The organism is Helicobacter apodemus (assembly GCF_000765745.2).
Taxonomy (GTDB): domain Bacteria; phylum Campylobacterota; class Campylobacteria; order Campylobacterales; family Helicobacteraceae; genus Helicobacter_D; species Helicobacter_D apodemus.
Genome location: NZ_JRPC02000001.1, coordinates 1 through 20,814 on the forward strand (window position 1 = coordinate 1; position 20,814 = coordinate 20,814).

Sequence of the window (20,814 nt, forward strand, 5' to 3'; positions counted from 1 at the left end):
CCAACGCATAGCTACGCTTTTAGAGACCTTGCCATCTTTTAGGAGTTTGTTTTCCTCTACGCTTAAAGGATTAGATTCTATATTTCTCCCATAGCCTATCGTATCATACCCCGCAGGGCATTTATAAACACTTGCTCTAAACCCTAATGGAAACTTTCTAACTACATAAGATAATATAGAATCTAGAGGTTAATCTGATAGAGAGCTGGATAAAAGAGGAGAGTGGGTTTGCACGCTATATATGGCAAAAAGTGGGCAGTGTGCTAAGCTACACACCTAAACCTTTTAGAGATGGCTCTACAATTACGGGTAAATAAATTTTATTGCGATTATAAAGCAAACAAACGATTTTGGTTAGAAAAATCAGTATAATCATAGTTTTTTAGCTTGTATCGCTTGTTTAAAATACTCCAAATACTTTGATCGTAGCGATTTTCTTTAAATTCTTTTAAATTAGGAATCTTTGATGGAGAATCATCAATTAAAGGGTAAGAGTGGTAAAAATACGCAAGCCACTCCTCTATGATTTTTATAGTTTTTTCACATTTTTTCATAAACACAGCACCAGCAGCTACTTGCCCAGAATCTAAAAAGCTTTCGTCCTCTAATAAATTAAAATGTGCTAATAAATCCGCCTTATTCCAGCACCTTTCTTTGTGTTGTGTTATAACCCCTAATAGTTCTTGCTCTTGTATATCCTTAAAGACTCTCTGTAAATCGCTTTTAGCTTTAGCATTAAACTCAAAGCCAATATCGCAATAAATCAAATAATCCCCAAAATTTATTTGCTCTAATGCCATTAAAATAACTTTTGGCTTGCAACTCCAATAGTCAAATCCCCTTATGGGTGTTTTAATACCACTTTTATAAGTATAGAATTTATTTTCAAAGTCTTTGACAAAATCTAGTGGCAATGAAGCTTCTGTGTAGATAAAAACATTATCAAAAACCCCTAATGTTTCTGCTTGTTGTTTAAAGCGACAAATAGAGATACCAAGCCTAGTATCTCCAAAACTCACTAAATAAGCTTTAGATTTATCCCCCCCCCCCGGACACAAATCGCTAGAGGCTATTACATTTTTATTTACCGTTTTATCCCTTTAAAATATAGCTAGAATTTACAAACACGCATTATACCCAACAAAAATTTATAAAGTTTTGATTATAATTAACAAATTTTTTCAAGACAAGGTCTAATATGCAAAATAAAAAATCTCGCGTTTTTTCTGGGATTCAACCAACCGGTAACATCCATTTAGGTAATTACTTAGGAGCTATTAAAAATTGGGTAGATAGGCAAGATCATTATGAAAATATTTTTTGTGTTGTCAATTCACATGCTATTACAATACCTCAAGATCCAAAAATTCTTAAAGAAAAAACCTTTGAACTTAGTGCAATGCTTCTTGCTTGTGGAATAGATCCTAAAAAATCTACGCTTTTTATCCAATCCCAAGTGCAAGAACATACTTCCTTAGCTTGGCTTTTAACTTGCATTACCCCTATGGGGGATTTAAATCGTATGACCCAATTTAAAGATAAGAGTCAAAAGAATCCCAAAAGCATTTTATCTGGACTTTTTAATTATCCTAACCTTATGAGTGCTGATATTTTGCTTTACCAAAGCGACTTTGTCCCCGTAGGAGAAGACCAAAAACAGCATATTGAATTGGCTCGTGATACAGCATTGCGGTTTAATCGCGACTTTGGAGAAACTTTTGTTATACCTAAGCCACTTATTATGCAAGAGGGGGCAAGGATTATGGGATTAGATGACCCTAGTAAAAAAATGAGTAAAAGCTCTGGTGATAAACCCAATCACTTAATTGCCCTTATTGATACGCCTGAAGAAATTCTCAAAAAATTTAAAAAAGCCACGACTGATTCGCAAAACCTCATCACCTTTGATAAGGAACGTTTAGGCGTTTATAATCTATTAACTATTTACCAATGCTTCACACAAAAATCCCAAAAAACCATAGAAGAGGAATTTAAAGGGGAGGGATATGGGAAGCTTAAAAGCAAAATCGCTGAAGTTGTTATTGAAAGTTTAAGACCTATTAGGGAATCTTATAATTATCTCATCACCCAAAAAGACTATTTAGAAAAAATTTTAGCAGAAGGTGCTAAGAGCGCAAGAGAAATTGCACAAAAAACCTACCAAGATGCTAAAGAAAAAATGGGATTAATCTAAGCACTTTTTGCCTGCCTTTGAATAAATCTTAAAGCTTCCCCTAATACAATCACACTAAAACCCACCAACAAAATTTTAATCCATACTTCCAAAGACAAAGGATTAACCCCAAAAGCTTTGCCACCAAATTCAACAATAAAAATCTGTAAAATAAAAGTTAAAAGAAATACACAAAGCATCAAAGAATTATTAGCAAAATTGATGAAAATACTTTGATAGCTTAACTCCCTTGCATTAAAAGCATTAAGAAGCTGAAATACCACAAAAAGCGTAAAAAGTGTGCTTGATTTTTCTTCTTCATTAACCCCTAAAAAATTTGTAAAATACTGCATAAGACAAACAAAGCTAATAAATATTCCACTAGTAATAATTAATACCAACATATCTTTTGTTAGGATATTAGCATTCCGTTTTATAGGTTTTTGTGCCATAAGGTTTTTAGAGGTTGGTTCTAAGCCTAAAATAATAGCAGGGGGTCCATCCATAATTAAATTTACCCATAAAAGCTGCAAGGCAGTAAATGGAGTTGAAAAACCCATAATCACAACTCCTAAGACAATAAGGACAGATGAGAAATTAACAATAAGCTGAAATTGTATAAATCGCTGAAAATTCTGATAAATTCCCCTACCCCACTCTATAGCCTTAACAATGGTGGCAAAACTATCATTTAAAAGGATAATATCACTTGCTTCTTTAGAAACTTCTGTCCCACTTATCCCCATAGCAATCCCTATATCTGCATTCTTAAGAGCTGGAGCATCATTAATCCCATCACCTGTAAGTGCTACAACATTTCCCATAGACTTCAAAGTATTAACAATTTGCATTTTAATACTTGGGGTAGAACGTGCGATAATTTTAATCTTAGGTAAATTCTGCAACAACTGCGTTTTAGTCATTAATTCTATATCTTTAGCTTCAAGGGCTAGAGAATCTTTTTGCAACAATCCCAATGTTTTACCAATAGCCTTAGCAGTTTCTAAATTATCTCCTGTGAGAATCTTTACTTCAATTCCCGCCTTTTTACACTCACAAATAGCGTCAAAAACTTCCAAACGCAAAGGGTCTGTAATGGCTACAAACCCACAAAACTCCATCTTACTCTCTAAACTTTCACGCGTATAAATACTACTCTCTGCAGAGGATAATACTTTATAGGCAAAAGCTATTACACGATAAGCTTGTTGTTGGTAATAAAGTATTTGTTTTTGTATTTTTTGTAAATCTTGGCATTGCATTAAATCACATTGCGCAAAAATCTTTTCTGGACTCCCCTTACTAAATGCTAGGGTTTTATCCCCTATTTCCACAAGTGTTGTCATATTTTTAGTCTCTGAGGAGAAAGGATAAACTTGTATTATCTTGCCTTTTTCGCGTATTTGCTTATAATCTACCCCTAACTTATAGCTATACACCAAAAGAGCACATTCGGTAGGATTGCCTATAAATTTATACTTTCCCTGCTCTAAAGTAACCTCTGCGGTAGAGTTTAATATAGCATTATTGAGTAAAAAAATCATAGAATCTTTAAAAGGACTATTAGAAATTTCATCAATAGTTTTATCATCTTTAAAAATCCTATCCCTAATAAAACTCTGTTGCACACACATTTGGTTTTGTGTAAGTGTGCCTGTTTTATCAGAGCAAATAATATTCACACAGCCAATACTCTCACAAGCCACTAACTTTTTAACCAAAGCATTTTGTTTAGACATTTTAATAATATTTAAGCTCAAAGAAATAGCTACAATAGCTGGTAATCCTTCTGGCACACAAGCTACAATCAAAACAACACTAGAAACAAAAATATCCGCAACAATTTGTAATCCAGGCTCTCCTTGTGAGAAAAGAATCCCAATTTGGATAAAAAAGGCTAGAAATGCCGCTAAGATTCCAAAAATGGTGATTTTTCCACTTAAGCTCTTAAGCTTCTCTTGCAAGGGTGTGCTAAGGTTAGAAACATCCTTTAATGCTAAGGCTATTTTTCCAAATTCTGTTTGATTGCCGACCCTTATACATAATGCCTTTGCATTTCCTTGAGCAATAAAGCATCCTCTATAAAGCATACTTTCATTAGCATTCTCTCTTAAACAGACAGATTTAGCAACTGGAAAACTCTCCCCGGTTAGACTTGATTCATCACAAAATAAATCTTGACATTGCAAAATTTTACAATCACTTGGAATCTTATCCCCACTTTCTAAAAAAAGAATATCCCCTACAACAACATTCTCTTGCCCTATTAATTGCATTACTCCATCGCGTATAACCCTTACTTTATTGTTTTCCAAGAGCTTATTAAGGCTCTCAAAAGCCTTTTGACTCTTATTTTCCATAGCTAAAGTAACAAATGCTGATAAAAAAATAGCGGTAAAAATGCCTATAGTTTCTAAAAAATTTACTTCTTGATGATAAAAAGATTCATAGGTATTAACCACTAATGCTAAGAATGCAGCAAAAAGCAATAATGCCATAATAGGTTCTTTAAAAACTTGGATAAGTTGCACAAATAGCGGAATTTTTTGAGGTTTATCTAAAGAATTCTTACCAAATTTCTCTTTATTTTCTAAAACCTGCTGATGGGTTAAACCAAAACTTATATTAGTATGGTATTTGGATAAAAGAATAGAAAAGGAATCTTGCAATTGCATTAAGCCTCCTTAACTATATATGAGCCTAACGCAAAGAGGGAATCATATATAGCGAAAATTCGTTATATATGAGTCTCATAATTCAAGGTAAAACCAGATAATTATTAAGAAATACTATCAGTATGTTGGCTTACCACAAGAAAATTTCTTGCTTACTACTCCCTCACAATGAAGCGGTATTCTAGCATAAACTACTTAAGTATATATTAAGTATGTAAAGAGTCTATATAAAACTTCACTGAATTCATACCCTCTTTTTTAGCCCACTCTAAAGCTTTAGAAACAAAATCCCAATGGATATGGCTAAAAAACTTATCTAAATATCCCGGACGTGCGTTTCTATAATCCACATAATAAGCGTGTTCCCAAACATCAACCACCAAAATAGGAATTAACCCTTGAGTTACAGGAGTTTGTGCGTTACTTGTTTGGACTATCTCTAGTTTTTTAGAATTTGGATTATAAACAACCCAACACCATCCAGCACCAAAGAGTGTTGTAGCAGATTGTAAAAAAGTCTCTTTGAATTTATCAAAACTTCCAAAAGATTCATTAATGGCATTTTTTAACTCATCACTTTGCTTAGTTTCATTAGGAGAGATACAGTCCCAATAAAAATCGTGATTATAAATCTGTGCTGCATTATTAAAAATCCCACCTTGTGCCTTTGTTACAATATCAAAAAGCCCTGCAGATTCAAACTCTGTTCCCTTAACAAGATTGTTTAAGTTATTGATGTAAGTTTGATGATGCTTCCCATAATGGAATTCACAAGTTTCTCTACTAATAAAATCTTTAATTTCACCAAAAGGTAATGTGCGTAATTTAAACATGACTTTCCTTATTTATATAGAATTAAGGTATAAACCTTAAAAGAAATTTTACAAAATAAAAAACAAAAAAAACTTTAATTTCTTTAAACAGAAATATCTAAATGTTTAATATTCCCATCTTCTCCCACTTCTATATTATCCCCATCTTTTTTTTCACCTTCTTTAGCTTGCTTTTCCTCCTCATCCCTCTCTCTAGCCTGTCCCTCTGCATCTTCATCACTTTTTAGAGTTTCTTCAGTAGGACGCACCTCTTCAATCTCATTTTGTTTTTCTTCCATAATCTGGAGATTAACCATTGCTTGAAAATCTCCCTTTACTTGGGAATTAGCATATTGTATGGAATTAACCTGTGCATTTTGATTAATATAAGTAACATTGCCTATAGGATTTACTGCCATCTTTTACTCCTTTATAGCCTTAAGTGTTTGCTCCTTTGCATAAACTACCTTTGCACCCTCTAGGATTTTTACAAATTTCCTTTTTGTGTAATCAACTTCATAACTTCCACCATAACTTTTAAGCAATCCGACTAAAATTTGTGCTGCTTTGTAAATTATTATATCAGGAATCTTGCTTTTTCCACTATGGATAATGCAATGCGAGCTTGGAATATCTCTAATATGCAGCCACAAATCCTCAGCTTTAGCCTCTTTTAAAAGGACAATATTCTCTCTCTCACTCTTCCCAATAGAGATTTTAAAACCCTCGATAAAAAAGCTCTCAAAAGCCTTATCGCCTTTGCTTTTCTTAATATCTTTTTGAAAATTGGAATCTAAAATTTCTAAATCGTGTATATTTGTTACATTTTGAACCATTCCTAAGAGATTTTGATAAAAGTTGATTTTTTCTTTCAAATGATTTTCTTGAATATAAATATTTTGTGCTTTTTTATAAAGTTTTTTAGAGTTTTCAAAAAATATTTGGGCTGCTTGAGAGAGCGAATGTGCCTTAGGTGGCAAAACTATGAGCTTCCCATCTAATACAATTTCTTTGCCCCTAAAATCCAAAAAACGATAAAGATTATGAATAATAACTTTCCCAAATTCTAATTCCTCTTTAGCTTTTTGCTCTAATAACTCCTTGTTCCCTAGAGATTTAAGAATCTCTTGAAGATGAAGAATTTTTTGCTGAATATAAAGACTAACTTTCAAAATTCTTTTCTCTAAAACCTCTTGCTTTCTATAAACAAAGAGATTTTTTAAATCTACAAATAAATCCCCCTCTTTTTCTATCATAACTTTTTTAGCAAACACAGGTTGTGGCAGCGGTAACAACTTCTTATTAATGCGAACCTCACGAAAAGATTGTGAGAGAGTAATATGACGCAAAGCATCTAAAACAACCTGCTCGTTATTGAGTAAAATAAGATTCGTATTCCTGCCCGTAAATTCTGCTTGTAAAATCACTTCTAAAGTCTTATAACTATGCTTAGTTTCTAAAAAGAGCTGTAATATCCTATTTTCCCCATCAACTTGTGCTTTTGTAATAAAAGCATTCACACAATATTTCTCTAAACTCCTATCAAAAGGTGCATTATAGCTCTTAGGAGAGAGCAATAAATCCTCTGTAACAAAAATACCGCTTTTTCCTTTACTCAAATCAAAATAAAAGATACTCCCTGCAATATCTAATTTAAAAAGATTATCCCCTATACGTTTAATGAGACGAAGCTTAAGGGGGGTTTTATCGTTTAAAAAGGAGGAAAATCTCTTTAAAAGATTTAAATTCATTCTATATCTTTAAGGCATCGTGTTGCAAAATCTATTGCTTCTTTAGTAATGTCTTTTCCACTTATCATTCTCGCGATTTCTTCAATCCTCCCTGCCTTATCTAATTCTATAATTCCTGATGTTGCTACTTGTTTTTGCACCAAAAAATGTTTTGTTGCCACACTTGGCATATGCGGTTGATGAGAAATTGCAAAGATTTGAAAATTACTAGAGAGCTTTTTTAAAATCAAAGCTACCCCTTGAGATTCTTCCCCACTTAAGTTAGCATCAATTTCATCTAAAATAATAAGGGCTTGGTTTTTAACTTCGGTATTTTGAATAAGTAGCAAAGCAAGTCTTAAACGATTAACCTCTCCGGCACTAAGGTTTTTTAATGCAGTATTAGGCGGAAAAATCATTGAAAGAAAAAAATCCCCCAAAGACTCTTCTAAAATCTCATAAAGAATCTCTATTTTTACTTGTGGCATTTTAAGGGTTATTAAAATCTCATTTAAATCCTTGTTAAAATCCTCTAAATGTTCTTTTCTAGAGCTTAGAAGCATTTGTGTATGTTGGGATAATAATGCTTTGGCTTCCTTGAAAGAGTTTTTTGCCTCCTTTAAGTCCTGCTCGATATTTTCGTATTTTTGTAATTCTTGCCTTTTGTTTTCTAAATATTCTAATGCCTCCTTAATTCCTCCATATCTATGCTTTAAAGAGCTTAATTCCTCCAAACGATTTAGAATTGTGTCGATATTGCTCTCTTGTAATTCTGCTAAATATTCCTTTTCTCTCTCACAGATTAATTCAAGTTCATTTAAAGATTCTAAAATAGGACTATTGGATTCACCAACAAGTTCTAAGAAGTTTGAAATTTTATGGCTATGATTTAAGATTTCTGAAACTTCTTGGATGCTTTGTGCGATTTTCTCTTTTTTTGAAATAGCTTTTTTAAGTGCTAAAAGTTCCTCATACTCCCCCTCTTTAGGAGATAGAGCTTCTAGCTTGTCAATTTCAAAACGCACAAACTCCTTAAGCTCATAAATTTGTAAGGATTCCCGCTCTAAAGCCTCTAATTTTTTTTTACTTTTTTGGTATTGTATGAAACTTTGATGATAATTATTAAGCTTTTGTTGATGGATACTACTTCTAAACTCACAATAACCATCTAAAATAAAGAGTAAATTTTCCTGACTTAACTCTTCACCCCTCTTTGTCGCTAAATGTTTTAAAAAAGGAGCAAATAACTCTTGAATCTTTTTTTTAGGGATTTTTTGAGCATTAAGAAAATAGCTCACTTTTTCTTTTTTTATAATACTTAAAACAACTTCTCCTTCATCAATTAAATCACTAAATTCTTCAGATACTCCTTCTAACTCCAAGTAAGCTTCCAATTTAGAGGCATTACACTCCCTTAATCCAAAAAGGGCTAAAATGGATTCCATCAACACGGATTTACCAGCCCCACTTGCACCACTAAAAACATTAAAATAAGCACTAGGTTCAAAGGATACTTCTTTAAAAGCTGGGGAGTTAAAAATTGAAATTTTATGGAGTAGCAATTTTTGCATTATTCCCCCCAATGGAATTTTTGACGAAGAATTTTAAAATAATTCCAATGGGGATTATGGATAAGTTTTACTCCACTTTTTAAAGCCTTAATATGAATACATTGATTAGGTTTTAAAAGTTTATTTTCTTGCCCATCAATAACAACATTACATTCCTCATTATTCCCCACTTCTATATCCACTTCAAATTCCCCGGGTAAAACCAAAGGTCTTTGTGTGAGAGAATGAGGGCAAATAGGAGTAAGTAATAAATTATAAGAGAAAGGATAAACCACAGCTCCACCGGCACTAATATTATAAGCCGTAGAACCTGTAGGGGTGGCAATAATCAAACCATCCCCATAATAAGAATTAAAATATTCTCCATCAATAGAAGCCTTTAGATGTATCATAGAGCCATTATTAATATGCCTTAAAATAATATCATTAAGTGCAAAAAAACAATCCCCATTAATACTCCCCTCTAACATCATATGATTAGCAATATTATAATTTCCACTCTTTAAAAGAGGGAAAAAGGTTTCTACTTCTTCTTTTTGCAAATCTGTTAAAAATCCTAAATTCCCCATATTAATACCTAAAATTGGCTTTTGATGGATAAAAGAGCGTCTAGCGACAGAAATTAAAGTGCCATCCCCCCCAATAGAAAGCAAAGCATCGCTTTTATGACAAACACTTTCAAAATCCAAACCCTCTATCCCTATCATCTTTGCACTAATGGATTCTAAAACTACTTCAAACCCTAAAGAGGTAGCTAAATCTTGAAATTCAAAAAAATATTGCTTTAAAGAATGTGTAAGGGGGCGTAAAAATACGCCGATAGTATGAATAGGCTCCATTATTCTACAAAATAAGCTTTAATGCTATAGCCCCTTTGGTTAGGTCTTTGGATACTAGGACCTTCAAAAGCAGTAGCATTAGGTATTTTTGAATAAATCTGATTAATTGCTTCTCTTGCTCTAAAACTTGCTAAACCTTCTTGCTTTAATTCTGGAGATAATCCACGATAAGGATTAGTGTCTACAATTCCTTGCACTTCAAAAGCTACTACTTGCATATCTTCTTCTAATTCTTTAGATACTTTTGTCGCAATAGAAAGCAAACAACCTTGCGGAATCTCCCATCTTCCTATATCCATAGAAAAGCACTCTGCAATAATTTGTTTTTTAGGTTTAATAACATAGCGAATATTTGTTAAAGTATTTTCACTTTTACTACCTTGCTCAAATGATACCCCAATACCACCTTTCATAGAATTAGCAAGTTCCATTAACTCTTGCTCTTTTTGCATTAGGGCAAATTGTAATCGCTTAATCTCTTCATCTTTTGTATCCTCTATAACTTCAACATAAAGATCCTCTTCTCCTGTTTTTCCTGTAAAAAAATTTTGAATTTTTGCAACACTATCTTGCCCAAAAGGCTGTTTTAACAAATAAAAACCAATAGCACAAAGCAAAAGAATAATAAAGATTAGAATCCATAAAAAGCTCCAACCCCTCTTTGGTTCTTCTTCAAACCTTATCTCCATTCCATTATTTGCCATCTTGCCTCCTTAATAAGCTATTCTTCTAAAGTTACTCTTAATATTCTCATAGGCTTCTTTGATAATCCTAAACTTTTCTGCATAACCTTCAACAATTTTACCATCTTGCCCATAAACATTATCAGGGTGATAAATTTTTGCTAATTCTACATAACGATTCTTAATAATTTCAAAAGCATCATTATAACTACAACCCAAAATTTTATAACTTTTTTTCAGTATTTTCTCCTCCTGTGTCAAATATTCTTCAAAACATTCAAAGGTATTATGAGATTTAAAAGTCTCATAATCAAAATCAAGAACAATATTATGAATAATCTTAGCAGATAATATAGTAATGAGTTTCTCCCAAAAATAAGGGCTACTTGAATCTAAGAAAATCTCTTTTTTTGTATAACTAATTAAAAAATCTTGAAAAAAGGATGTCAAATAACGTTTTGCTAAACGATTAGGACGATTTAGTCTTAAACAAACTTGAGAATTACTAATGTTACTTTGAATAATCTGCAAAGAGACAACAATATGCTCTAACATAGCTCTATTTTCTATCATTTTAATGCGTATGGGTAGATAGCTACTATCTAAAATAGTATCAAATTTTTCGCTTTGCTTCTTACATTCATCTTGCATAGCAACATGATATGCCCAATTCAAAAAATAATTTTTTTTATAACGTTCCCCATCATCTAAGATCAAAACAGAACTTGAGAGACGATAAGCCTTTGAAAAATGCTTATATGCAAAATCCACTGCACGTTTTAAAAATTGTGATTCTTTTTCTATACTAACTTGAATGTATGGCTCTAAGAGCTCTACTTTCATATTATCGTCCTTTGATCCATATAAAGTTATTATACTTCAAGGCAGCTTAAGTTCCTTTTGAAAACTCTGAAATTTTGCCTAAATTTTTTGAGATTGTATTCATTTCTTCTTTAATTTCACATTTTTCGCTCTCAATATTTGCTATTTTATCCTCAATAATCTCTTGAAGATGCGTATTAAATTGTGAATAGGTTTTTTTTAAAAGATTCATAGGACCAAAAAGCCTTGCCTGAAACTGCTCAAAACAAAAGGCTGTGTTTAAAATCTCACGAATATTCTCTAAAGTTGGCACAAAAAGTGCAAACTCCATAGGGTTTTCTTGAAATTTTTGCAAAGCATTTTTAATTTTTAAATCCAAAGTATTAAGCACCAAAGTAATACAATTATTATAATTAACGCCAATAAAATGACTAAGAAAAAATAACTCACTTTGCAAATAAGAAGTCGCTTTTAAATCATTGCTAAAAAAATCTACTAAAAGGGTTTCATAATGGTTTTGTGAAAATTCTTGTAAGTTCTTTAAGGCTTGATTATTTGGAGCATACTTATAAATCTCTTGCTTCTTAACCTCTTTATTTATCCATATTTGTATTTCTTTCTTAAGGGCATTGGAAAACCCTGAAATAAAGCCCAAAATAACTCCATAAAAGTCTCGAATTTGCACACTTAAAGCCTTAAAATCCTTGACTAATTGGGTATCAATATTTTGCAAAGAAATTTGCAATTTTTCTATGGGCAATACAAAAGTTTCTTTAGTATGTTTATAGGTTTTTTGCGTAAAGATTCCTTTTTGTTTAATTTCATAAGAAAATTGTATTTTTTCTAAACTTGTATAAATTTTCTGTGCTAGAACATCTAAGAGTAAATCTAAATTCCTATAAATATCATTAAACCTCTTTTGCTCTTGTTCTTGGTGTTTGAGACACTTTAAAGAAACATTTTGATAATGATTACTTAAAATCTTTTGTAGCCCCCCATAACAAAGATAAATTTTATGGTATTGCAAATGCAGCCTTATATGCATTTCTTTAAGCTTTTTTAAAACACTATATTCCTTTGTTGTATTAGCTTGGGGTTTAATGACTTCATTAAAAAATTCAAAGATTAAAGGCATATTAGACTTCTCCATTAAGCCCTCATTCTCCCCCAAATGAGAGATTTCTGTTTGGATTTCCTCTCTTTTTTTATAATAATAATCTTCAAAAATACCCAAAGATTCTTGAGTTTTTGGAGAGTTAGCAATATGATGAGAAATCTTTAAAAAAAAGCTCTCTAAAATTTTCTTTTGGGTATTTAATCCTGCCCTTAAAGCTTCTTTAGACGATACAGGAATGATTTTAGCAAACATTCCTTCAAAAGCATTTTGTGTATAAGCTAAGCTTATTTGTATCTCTTCTTCATTTTTTAATCTGTCTTTTTGGTTAAGCACACAAAGACTTTTTTGTGCATAACGTTGTATCATCTCCTTTAATAAGAGTTTTTCACTATTTTTTCCTGCGTTATCAATTAAAGTTATCCAAATAACTCCATCAACATTCTCTAGTATCCTCTGGGTTACTAAAGTATCTTCAATGTTTTGAGAATTAAACCCCGGAGTATCTAAAAAATTCATACCCTTAAGGAACAAAAGGGGAGCATAAAGACAAAAATAATCAATATCTTCAGAATTTTGTCTATTTAGAGAGTGAAAAAATTCAACATCGTGTAAAAATCTCCTACCATCTTTATACAAAACTTCTAAGACATACTCCTCCCCATAGCAAATTTTACAGACTTTAGAAGTAATAGGCGTAACACCTGTTGGTAAAATACTTTGCCCTAAAAGTGCATTTAAAAAGGTGCTTTTACCACTTGAAAACTGCCCTATAACAGCAATCTGCAAAGGCTCTTTGGGTTGGTTTTGCAATTGTTGTATAAACTCTAAGGAATAATCATTAGGATTTAAATTTTTACAAATTTCAAAAATAAACTTTTGTAAAGGAGTCCTTTTAGCATTAGATTCTAAAATTTCTTGGCATTGTTTTATATAGGTTTCAAGCATAGGCTTTACCCCTTGTTGCATACATTTGTAAAGCTCTAAAAATCTCTAAAGATTCTTCTAAAAGCCCCTCAAAAGTATCAAAGCTTTTTTGCTTTAAAATCTTTTGTTCTTGCGTAATTGCATTCTCCCTTAAAGATTTATTCAAAATTTCATCTTTTGTAGCTATATTTTTATTCATCTCATCAAAAATACTCTTTAGGGCATTATCAAAGGTTAAAATGAGTTCGTCTTGTAGAGTATGGCTTTGTGCTACAATTTCTTCAATAAAACTCTCAAATCCTACCTTAAAAGCTAAATTCAACATCTCTAAAAGTAAGCTTGATTGATTTTTATTATATTGAAGAAGTTTAGGGATAATAGCATTTAAGATTTGCTTTTTTGTCTTTATAAGCATCGTTTCGTTCAAATGGAATTTTAGAAGTTGTCCTCCATCACTTACAATTTGCATTTTATTTTGAATTTGTAGAATCTTTTTAGTCAAACTTTGCTGGTATTGGCGTAAAATATCCACTAAAAAATCCTTTAATCCTTGGTTTAAAATATTCTCTAGCCTTGCGTTATCTGGAGCTTTATTTCTTTGATAATCATACATTATATCATCAAAAAGTCTCTGGATAAGGACATTCTGTGCCTCATCTAATTGTTGCATAAGAAATACTTTTAAACTCTTTAAATATTCCTCCACTTGCTCTTTGTATTCTTGTAAATTTTGCTCCTTAAGCTTATAAGCTTCTAAAGCCTTTTGCCTTTGTCCTTTCGCCTCTAAAATAACTTTTTGTATTTTATCCTCTGTTGCAAAAAGCAAGTCTTTTTGCAACAGCAAATACTCTTTATATTGTTTAATAATCTTTATAAGTCCTTGTGTAAGAGTATAAATAATATCCTTAGATTGAAAACTATCCTGTCCCAAAAGGGTTTTGTTAAGATAGTCTTTAAAGACTTGAAAATTAGAAGATTCTAAACTATATCCTAATTCCATAGCCTTCTTAGGATCTATTTGGCATAACAAAGCAGGATAGCTAGAAAGATAAATAAAATCTACACGTTCCATAAACAAATCTAACTCTTTTTTATCTATAACTTCTAAAAGCTGCTTTTTAATACTCCCTTGAGTATATTGCAAAGCCGCTTGTAATTCCTTCTCCTCTAATAAATCAGCATGCGTTAAAACAACCAAAAGTCTAGAGATATTGGTAGTTTCTAAAGTTTGTAAAATAAAATCTATATCCAATTGGGTAGCACTTTGTGAGGCATTCATAGCGTGAATTAGCAAATCACATCTTTTAATACAATTCTTAGTAATTTCCTCTCTTTGAATAATAGGATCATCAAGACCTGGAGTATCAACAATTTCTACATTATTCTTTAAAATTTCTAAAGGAGTAAAAAGTGTAATAGTTTTTACTAAATTACACAATTTATCTGGGTGATTGGCAGAAGTAAAAACAGGTAACTCCTCTAAGGGAATCCGCATAATCTTTGAATCTTCTAATATATATTCTTGTAAGCTTTGTGTAAATTTAGGGAGTGCTTTTAATGTGCTTAAAATCTCTAAATCAAAAGTCTTTTGAAGAATCTCCCATTCTCTTTTATTCCAAAAAGTAACTTCTGCATAAGAGGTTTGATGATATTTTAAAATTGTCAAACTTGCAGTCTCTGGAATGGTTGAACTCCCTAAGACTTCCTTACCCAATAAAGCATTTAAAAGCGTGCTTTTACCCGAGCTTAAAACCCCACTTACCCCAATAGAAAAATGTTTATTTTTTGCCCTTTGCAATAAAATTTCAAATTCTTTTTCCATCGTATTATCACTAGCTACTATCTTTTTTACTTGGTTTTGCAATATTTCTAAACTTTCATCAAAGAAATTTTGAAATTCCCTAGAAAAAGATTGGATTTTAGATTCTTTTGCATAACTTTTACGCCCCAAAATAACTTGCAAAAAACCCTGCATTTTTAAAAAATGCTTATTTTCAACCAATCTCTTTTCATATAAAACATTTAATTTCGCCAAAATAGTTTCTACAAATTCTTTAGAAATACTCTCTTGTTGTAATTGCAAACATAATCCATATTGCACTTGCAAAATCAATTTATAACTTATGGTATCCCTTAAATATTGTCTATAAAATTGTAATAAAATAGGAACTTCCCAAAAAACTTGAAAATTCTTAGAATCTAAGCTTAGAATAATAGCCACCTTATCGCTACTACTTTCAAGATTAGAATCCATAATATGCAAATTCTTTAAAGGATAGACTTCTTTAAAAAACTCCTCTAACTCCTCCATAGCACCTCATTCTCAATAATATCACATTTTAAAACTAATAATTTTAAACCAAAAACCATAATATAACAAAAATTCCTTTAGCACCACCCATTAAAACAAGAAATATATTGTTACATAAAATATCAATAAAAATTTAAGAAACATTAACCATACACTCACTTAATAGTTAGTTTATGTTTTATATTCTATCCCCTCCTTTTGTTTTCAAGTTATGTCTAATTATTTCCTTAATAGCATTCCTATAGCTTTTAGTATCAGCTTTATTGCCATAAGCAATATCAAAAGCCGTGCCGTGATCAACGGAAGTGCGGATAAAGGGCAAATTCAATGTAAGATTAATACTATTTTTAAAGTAAAGCATTTTAAGCGGAATTAACCCTTGATCGTGATACATAGCCACATAATAACGCCAATGCTTACCAACAAATGCAGTATCTGGCACTAAAGGACCTATGAATCTTTCTTCACCCATTACAATATTAGCTCTTTTAATAGCTTCCCTAATCACTTCTTCTTCATCTCCTAATACGCCAAAATCCCCCGCGTGAGGATTTAATCCTAAAACTCCACAAGGTGGCTTATGGATAAAAGGAGCTAACTGCAACAAAAATTTCAACAAAGATTCAAAAGTTATTTTTTCAAAAACCTCTCTTAAAGGAATATGATCACTAAATAAAGCCATATATAGCTTCTTGCACCCTAAAACCATAATCACTTCTTGTTTAAAAATATCCCTAAGGGCTTGTGTATGTCCTGCATAAGGAACATTAGCTAATTGCCAGGCTTTTTTATGGATAGGCAAAGTTGTAATAGCTTGTACTTTATGTTCTTTTACTAACTCTAAAGCTTTTAAAAAACTTGCATAAGAATATTCTCCACTCTCTTTAGTAATGCAGGCGGGTTCAATGCAAGGCATAAAAGAACAAGGAGATACACAACATAAATCCTTAGGATCTTTTAATCCTAAAATTTTCGCAGCTTGTTTTAAAAGCTTCTCATCTACACAATAAATAGGCTGACAAATTTTTGAAATCTTTTTATGACTTTTTAGTAAAATCTCTAAACCAATTCCATTAATATCCCCAACACTAATGGCAATTTTCATTAATAACAGCTACCTCTTGTATTTAGAAAATATAAAACTTCAGGATTAGGAGATGGGATAAGAATCTTAAAATCTAATTTTTCATCAACATTTAGAGGATTTTCATAAACTTGTAAATGCTTATAAATTGGTTTAATTTCATATCTCAAAGCTTGTAGTTTTTTAATACCTTTGGGAACAAAATTCACCGAGATTACACAGCCTCTAAATTTAATTATCCCCTTATTAACAAGACTCCCTTCTACAAAATAAGAATCATCATAATACATCTTTTGGTTAAATTTAAGAGTAATTTCAACCTTTCTAATAACATTTGTCATTAAAACTTGATAAACAAGAGGGGATAGAAAGAATAAAATCAAACCTACTAGAAACACTACAAAGGCTACTATAAAATAAGAACGCAATGCAACAAATAATAAGAGCAAAAGCAAAAGCACTAAAAATCCACTAGTTAAAATCAAATAATCCGGCAAAGAAAAATATTCTGCAAAATCCATAAAAGAAGCGATGGTAGCCTTTAGTGAAACAATATCCATAAACTCAATTAACCCCTTGCCTGCTTCTCTTCAATCCCACTTAGACCAAAACGTCTTATGAGTTCTTGTCTAATTAAATCAGGATTCACATCACAATAAGCAAGCCCTACCAAAGAATGATAAAGTAAATCTGCTGCCTCATAAACAATGTCCTCTTTTCTTCTATCTTTTATAGAAAATCCAAGCTCCGCCGCTTCTTCAACAATTTTTTTAGCAATGGCATTTTCACCCTTTTGATAAAGAGAGGCAGTATAAGAAGTCTTAGGATTAGCATCTTTTCTTTCTAAGAGTATAGGATAAAGCCTATCAACTACCCCATAAATAAGATTAGTATTCAAGGCTTCATAAGAAGAACAAGACCCCTCTAAAGTCTTAAAAAAACAAGTTTTATGACCCGTATGGCAGACTACACCTACTTGCTCTACCTCCAATAGCACACTATCTTTATCACAATCCAAAAAAATTTGATGAATTTTTTGTATATGTCCGCTTTGCTCCCCTTTTTTCCAAATCCTTTCTTTAGAGCGGGAGTAAAAATGTGTATATCCAGTGCTTAAACTAAGCTCCAATGCCTCTCTATTCATAAAAGCTAACATTAAGACTTCTTTAGTCGCATAATCTTGTATAATTGCTGGGATTAAGCCATTGAGTTTATCCCAAGCTATTTTTTCTAATTTTTTCACGCTTTATTGCCCTATAGAAGCTGCTCTTTGTGTATCTTTTGAATCTAACCAAATATTAGGAGCAACACCACCTGGTGTTAAAAAAATCTTTGCATCTTTATTGACTTGTAAAGCCTCATTAAACTTACCTTGCACTTCAATTTGTCGTAATTGCAAAAGAGGGCTATTTAAGCTTTGACTAATAAGCCTATTAGCTCTTGCTTGTGCATCAGCTTCTATAATAGTAGCATCCGCAACCCCTTTGGCTAAGGCAGCCTTTTTCTCTGCTTCTTGTTTAGCCCTTTCTACCTCATATCTTGCCCTCTCTGCTTCTTGTCTTGCTACTTGCACGCGTTCAATTTGCTCTTTAATAGCAATAGGAAGGACTATTTCTGTTAATTGGATAGAAACTAACTCTACAGGACGATTTTTCAAGCCTTCAATATTTTCTCTAAATTTTTGGTCAATAAGGGCAGCAATTTCATTGCGTTTAGTTGGTAATTCTTCAGCTGGAAAACTTCCTACAACATTACGAACTATCTCACGAATAACAGGAGTAATAATTCTCTCCTCCCAATTTTGTCCCCAAGTTGCTATCGTTTGAGGCACACTTAGGGGATCTAAGCGGTATTGCACGGCTAATTCCACAGAAACAGATAAACCCCGTGAATCTAAAACATTAATCGCTTGATTTTTTAAACTTCCCTCATCCCTACCTCTAAAAGTAGAAGCTTCAGCACTTATAAATTCCGCAATTCTAACCTTAGTATTTACAGGAATAATCCTCTGAATTCCGGGGATAAAAAAGTGAATCCCTGGCTGTAAAGGAGTAGGACTAAATTCCCCTGTAGTGATTTTTACCCCTACCTCACCACTATTAATAATCGTAAAAGGTTTTAGTAAGAATAATAATACAATCAAGATAATTAACACATAAATTACCGCCATTTTCTTACCACTTGGCATATTAAAAGATGGGATTTTAGAGTAATTTTGAAAATTACGATTAGCCCCATTTCCTCCATTATTACTACTCCCTCCATTTTCTTGCTGGGATTTATAATTTTTATTTTTCTGTCTTAAGTGCTCATTTAAATCAATTGGCATAATAACCTCTCTTAATCAATATAAGTTAGCCAATGGCTATATTTTGAATTGCGTCCATAAACAATATCAAAAAAAGATTCTTGAAGGGTTTTTGTTATTTCCCCTCTCCCACCATTCCCGATAATACGACTATCTAATCGTGAAATGGGAGTAATCTCAGCAGCAGTTCCAGTAAAAAATGCCTCATCGGCAATATACACCTCATCACGAGTAATATTACGTTCAATTACCTTAAACCCTAAATCTCTTGCAAGAGTAATAACAGAATTTTGCGTAATAGACTCTAAAGAAGAATCGTGAGGCGGTGTAATAATTTCTCCATCTCTTACAATAAAAAAGCATTCTCCACTTCCTTCAGCCACCATTCCACAATCATCTAAAAGCAAAGCTTCTTGATACCCACATTCAATAGCTTCAAATTTTGCCATTTGTGAATTAAGATAGTTCCCTATAGCCTTTGCTTTACCAAAATGGGATCTAGCAGAGTTTCTTGTATAAGAAGAGGTTTTAATAGCTATACCTTTCTCTAATCCCTCATCACCCAAATAAGCACCCCATTCCCAAGCAGCAATAGCGACTTTGACAGGGGCTTGTTTGTGATAAACACCCATTACACCATAGCCTAAATAAATCAAAGGTCTAATATAGGCATTACTCGTAAAATGATTATCCCTTAAAAGCTCAATTTGGGCTTGCTCTAGCACTTCTTGCGTAAAAGGGGTTTGGATTGCGACAATTTTTGCAGAATTTAAAAGCCTTTTAGTATGCTCTTTAAGACGAAAAATTGCCATTCCCCTATCAGTTTTATAAGCTCTAGTCCCTTCAAACACGCCATTACCATAATGCAAGGTATGCGTTAAGATATGCACTTTAGCTTCAAACCAAGGAACAAGCTCTCCATCCATCCAGATTGATTTTGCTTCCTTCATGATTCTCCTATCTGTAAGAAATACAAGAGAGTATAACAGATACTGCCTTAAAACTTCATTTTTACAAATTGCTTTTAAAAGTAAATTCTTGTGAGGGTAAATCCTCAAACTCATACCCTAAAAGAGCAATTTTATGGGAATGTAACATTATACGTTTAAAAGGCTTCCCTCCATAAAAAGTATCCCCAAGAATAGGATACTTAATATGGGCTAAATGCACTCTTATTTGATGCGTCCTACCGGTTGTTATTTGAATACTAACCTTTGTTTTCTTTCCTTCAATTTCTAAAGGGGTAATTTTACTATAAGCCCTCAATCCATCTTTTGCAACTACCACTTTAGCAAACTTCCCCTTTTGTGCCATCAAAGGGAGTTCAATCTCACATTCCTCTTTAAAAATTCCCCCTACAATAGCGATATATTCTTTAAAAACTCGCTCTTGCTTAAAAGCTTCTTTTGCTTTCAAGGCAAAACTAGAATCTTTTTTAACTAATAACAAAACTCCACTTGTCTCCCTATCAAGACGATGTAATAAATCCCACGCAGGATATTTTCTTGCAATCTCCTCTGAAGTTAGAAATGGAGGCTTAGAAAGTGCAAGGATATTTGTATCCTCAAAGAGTATGTGAGAGTGGGGAATCTTTTGGATTTGGAATTTTACTTGCGGATTAAGCAAAGAGCGAGCAATCTTTAATCGCTTCCCTTGAATACTCACTAAACCTCTATCAATAAGCTCTTTAGCCTCATTATTAGAAATCCCCTCTTGTAGAGCTAAGAGCTTATAAGCTTTTTGTGCATTTACTACAATTTTAGGA

The 20,814-nt window shown here is 32.3% G+C and carries 18 protein-coding genes; 1 reads left to right on the top strand and 17 read right to left on the bottom strand.

Features of this window, described 5'->3' with window-relative positions:
• Nucleotides 1–329 precede the first annotated feature (329 nt).
• Nucleotides 330–1,019 (bottom strand): hypothetical protein, encoded by a 690-nt coding sequence (locus LS72_RS10650; RefSeq protein WP_052087238.1) that lies wholly within the window; start codon nucleotides 1,017–1,019, stop codon nucleotides 330–332.
• A 179-nt stretch (nucleotides 1,020–1,198) separates the two neighbouring features.
• On the opposite strand from LS72_RS10650, the gene trpS reads away from it, so the two are divergent.
• Complete coding sequence (gene trpS / locus LS72_RS00010; protein WP_034553055.1) at nucleotides 1,199–2,194, top strand: tryptophan--tRNA ligase; 996 nt, start codon at nucleotides 1,199–1,201, stop codon at nucleotides 2,192–2,194.
• On the opposite strand, the gene LS72_RS00015 is transcribed toward trpS, so the two are convergent.
• The 16 genes from LS72_RS00015 to LS72_RS00090 all read right to left on the bottom strand — a co-directional run bounded on the left by LS72_RS00015 (nucleotide 2,191) and on the right by LS72_RS00090 (nucleotide 20,807).
• On the bottom strand, nucleotides 2,191–4,848 hold the full coding sequence (locus tag LS72_RS00015; protein WP_034553057.1) for a calcium-translocating P-type ATPase, PMCA-type: 2,658 nt from the start codon (nucleotides 4,846–4,848) through the stop codon (nucleotides 2,191–2,193). The genes trpS and LS72_RS00015 overlap by 4 nt on opposite strands.
• A gap of 206 nt (nucleotides 4,849–5,054) precedes the next feature.
• On the bottom strand, nucleotides 5,055–5,681 hold the full coding sequence (locus LS72_RS00020) for a superoxide dismutase (RefSeq protein WP_034553058.1): 627 nt from the start codon (nucleotides 5,679–5,681) through the stop codon (nucleotides 5,055–5,057).
• A gap of 83 nt (nucleotides 5,682–5,764) precedes the next feature.
• Complete coding sequence (locus LS72_RS00025; protein ID WP_034553059.1) at nucleotides 5,765–6,079, bottom strand: hypothetical protein; 315 nt, start codon at nucleotides 6,077–6,079, stop codon at nucleotides 5,765–5,767.
• A 3-nt stretch (nucleotides 6,080–6,082) separates the two neighbouring features.
• Nucleotides 6,083–7,411, bottom strand: a complete 1,329-nt coding sequence (locus LS72_RS00030; RefSeq protein WP_034553061.1) for an NFACT family protein — start codon at nucleotides 7,409–7,411, stop codon at nucleotides 6,083–6,085.
• Complete coding sequence (locus tag LS72_RS00035; protein WP_034553063.1) at nucleotides 7,408–8,961, bottom strand: DNA repair protein RecN; 1,554 nt, start codon at nucleotides 8,959–8,961, stop codon at nucleotides 7,408–7,410. The genes LS72_RS00030 and LS72_RS00035 overlap by 4 nt, the downstream gene beginning before the upstream one ends.
• Nucleotides 8,961–9,800, bottom strand: a complete 840-nt coding sequence (locus tag LS72_RS00040; protein ID WP_034553065.1) for an NAD(+)/NADH kinase — start codon at nucleotides 9,798–9,800, stop codon at nucleotides 8,961–8,963. The genes LS72_RS00035 and LS72_RS00040 overlap by 1 nt, the downstream gene beginning before the upstream one ends.
• A complete protein-coding gene (locus LS72_RS00045) occupies nucleotides 9,800–10,504 on the bottom strand; it encodes a hypothetical protein (protein ID WP_034553067.1) in 705 nt (234 codons plus the stop codon). Before LS72_RS00045 ends, LS72_RS00040 begins: the two co-directional genes overlap by 1 nt.
• 9 nt (nucleotides 10,505–10,513) lie before the next feature.
• Entirely contained in the window at nucleotides 10,514–11,326 is an 813-nt protein-coding gene (locus LS72_RS00050; RefSeq protein WP_034553069.1) for a J domain-containing protein, read from the bottom strand.
• Between the two features lie 46 nt (nucleotides 11,327–11,372).
• Nucleotides 11,373–13,388, bottom strand: coding sequence for a dynamin family protein (locus LS72_RS00055; protein ID WP_238700644.1), 2,016 nt, complete (start codon nucleotides 13,386–13,388; stop codon nucleotides 11,373–11,375).
• Nucleotides 13,360–15,657 carry a dynamin family protein gene (locus tag LS72_RS00060; RefSeq protein ID WP_034553075.1) on the bottom strand — a complete coding sequence of 766 codons (2,298 nt, stop codon included), beginning with the start codon at nucleotides 15,655–15,657 and terminating at the stop codon, nucleotides 13,360–13,362. The genes LS72_RS00055 and LS72_RS00060 overlap by 29 nt, the downstream gene beginning before the upstream one ends.
• Before the next feature lie 178 nt (nucleotides 15,658–15,835).
• The gene (gene pdxA, locus LS72_RS00065; protein ID WP_034553078.1) at nucleotides 15,836–16,762 is read right to left on the bottom strand and encodes a 4-hydroxythreonine-4-phosphate dehydrogenase; all 927 of its coding nucleotides are present in this window, start codon (nucleotides 16,760–16,762) and stop codon (nucleotides 15,836–15,838) included.
• Nucleotides 16,762–17,301, bottom strand: a complete 540-nt coding sequence (locus tag LS72_RS00070) for a DUF2393 family protein (RefSeq protein WP_034553082.1) — start codon at nucleotides 17,299–17,301, stop codon at nucleotides 16,762–16,764. The genes pdxA and LS72_RS00070 overlap by 1 nt, the downstream gene beginning before the upstream one ends.
• A gap of 8 nt (nucleotides 17,302–17,309) precedes the next feature.
• Complete coding sequence (hisIE, locus tag LS72_RS00075; RefSeq protein ID WP_034553084.1) at nucleotides 17,310–17,984, bottom strand: bifunctional phosphoribosyl-AMP cyclohydrolase/phosphoribosyl-ATP diphosphatase HisIE; 675 nt, start codon at nucleotides 17,982–17,984, stop codon at nucleotides 17,310–17,312.
• A gap of 3 nt (nucleotides 17,985–17,987) precedes the next feature.
• A complete protein-coding gene (locus LS72_RS00080; RefSeq protein ID WP_034553086.1) occupies nucleotides 17,988–19,070 on the bottom strand; it encodes a prohibitin family protein in 1,083 nt (360 codons plus the stop codon).
• Between the two features lie 11 nt (nucleotides 19,071–19,081).
• Nucleotides 19,082–19,999: a branched-chain amino acid transaminase gene (locus LS72_RS00085; protein WP_034553087.1), complete on the bottom strand. Its 918-nt coding sequence runs from the start codon at nucleotides 19,997–19,999 to the stop codon at nucleotides 19,082–19,084.
• Between the two features lie 61 nt (nucleotides 20,000–20,060).
• A complete protein-coding gene (locus LS72_RS00090; RefSeq protein WP_034553099.1) occupies nucleotides 20,061–20,807 on the bottom strand; it encodes an RluA family pseudouridine synthase in 747 nt (248 codons plus the stop codon).
• Nucleotides 20,808–20,814: the final 7 nt, after the last annotated feature.

Bases quoted from the DNA above. Each gene is read 5' to 3' on its own strand.
- trpS (WP_034553055.1), top strand. From the start codon at position 1,199: ATGCAAAATAAAAAATCTCGCGTTTTTTCTGGGATTCAACCAACCGGT.
- LS72_RS00015 (WP_034553057.1), bottom strand. From the start codon at position 4,848: ATGCAATTGCAAGATTCCTTTTCTATTCTTTTATCCAAATACCATACT.
- LS72_RS00020 (WP_034553058.1), bottom strand. From the start codon at position 5,681: ATGTTTAAATTACGCACATTACCTTTTGGTGAAATTAAAGATTTTATT.
- LS72_RS00025 (WP_034553059.1), bottom strand. From the start codon at position 6,079: ATGGCAGTAAATCCTATAGGCAATGTTACTTATATTAATCAAAATGCA.
- LS72_RS00030 (WP_034553061.1), bottom strand. From the start codon at position 7,411: ATGAATTTAAATCTTTTAAAGAGATTTTCCTCCTTTTTAAACGATAAA.
- LS72_RS00035 (WP_034553063.1), bottom strand. From the start codon at position 8,961: ATGCAAAAATTGCTACTCCATAAAATTTCAATTTTTAACTCCCCAGCT.
- LS72_RS00040 (WP_034553065.1), bottom strand. From the start codon at position 9,800: ATGGAGCCTATTCATACTATCGGCGTATTTTTACGCCCCCTTACACAT.
- LS72_RS00045 (WP_034553067.1), bottom strand. From the start codon at position 10,504: ATGGCAAATAATGGAATGGAGATAAGGTTTGAAGAAGAACCAAAGAGG.
- LS72_RS00050 (WP_034553069.1), bottom strand. From the start codon at position 11,326: ATGAAAGTAGAGCTCTTAGAGCCATACATTCAAGTTAGTATAGAAAAA.
- LS72_RS00055 (WP_238700644.1), bottom strand. From the start codon at position 13,388: ATGCAACAAGGGGTAAAGCCTATGCTTGAAACCTATATAAAACAATGC.
- LS72_RS00060 (WP_034553075.1), bottom strand. From the start codon at position 15,657: ATGGAGGAGTTAGAGGAGTTTTTTAAAGAAGTCTATCCTTTAAAGAAT.
- pdxA (WP_034553078.1), bottom strand. From the start codon at position 16,762: ATGAAAATTGCCATTAGTGTTGGGGATATTAATGGAATTGGTTTAGAG.
- LS72_RS00070 (WP_034553082.1), bottom strand. From the start codon at position 17,301: ATGGATATTGTTTCACTAAAGGCTACCATCGCTTCTTTTATGGATTTT.
- LS72_RS00080 (WP_034553086.1), bottom strand. From the start codon at position 19,070: ATGCCAATTGATTTAAATGAGCACTTAAGACAGAAAAATAAAAATTAT.
- LS72_RS00085 (WP_034553087.1), bottom strand. From the start codon at position 19,999: ATGAAGGAAGCAAAATCAATCTGGATGGATGGAGAGCTTGTTCCTTGG.